The sequence below is a fragment of the Escherichia sp. KCJ4928 genome (assembly GCF_004352695.1).
GTDB lineage: Bacteria > Pseudomonadota > Gammaproteobacteria > Enterobacterales > Enterobacteriaceae > ECMA0423.
Genome location: NZ_SJWV01000539.1, coordinates 1 through 628 on the forward strand (window position 1 = coordinate 1; position 628 = coordinate 628).

The following is a 628-nucleotide window of genomic DNA, read 5'->3' on the forward strand; positions in this document are numbered from 1 at the left end:
CAGTTCCAGAATTTCGGTATATGCCTCCATCAGGAGGCGGTTTGCGCGAAACAACGTCTGACGCACCAGACGTTCCGGAAGGGTGTCAGCATTAAAGCTGTACCGCCGCTCCATCTCATTCATGGTTGTACGCAGGTCGCACATGGCATTGGCCACCTCCGCCACTTCGGCGCGAAGTTTTTCGTGTCCGGCATAGTTCATTTACGCAGCCTCCGGCATAAACCAGTCATCATTCGCGGCCCCCTGCTGCATGGCCCGTTGCACGGCGGCAAGGCGTTGCTGCCCGGCACGGTGATACTGCTCAAGCAGCTCGATACCGATATACCGGCGTCCGGACTGGAGGGCGGCGACGCAGGTTGAGCCGCTGCCTGCAAACGGGTCCAGCACAATTGCGTTCGGGTGTGTGAAGCTCTCAATCAGCGGTTGCAGGCTGGTAACGGGCTTTTCCGTCGGGTGATGACGATTGCCTGAATATTTCCAGCCCAGCACATCCGGCAGCGGGTTACGGGGCCGGGCCGGACTGCCCTTTGCCAGGATGTAAGCGCATTCGTGGCGGTACGCGACATACGCAGATTTGGATGTGTAGTTTTTGGTGAACACGAGGTGCCCTGCCACGCTGAATCCGGCG

General features: G+C 59.1%; 2 protein-coding genes. Both read right to left on the reverse strand.

Features of this window, described 5'->3' with window-relative positions; translation table 11 throughout:
• The coding region (locus tag E0D98_RS25415; RefSeq protein ID WP_119822121.1) for a hypothetical protein at positions 1–201 on the reverse strand (201 nt) is incomplete at its 3' end.
• A partial coding sequence (locus E0D98_RS25420; protein ID WP_240723785.1) for a DNA methyltransferase occupies positions 202–628 on the reverse strand: 427 nt, incomplete at its 5' end.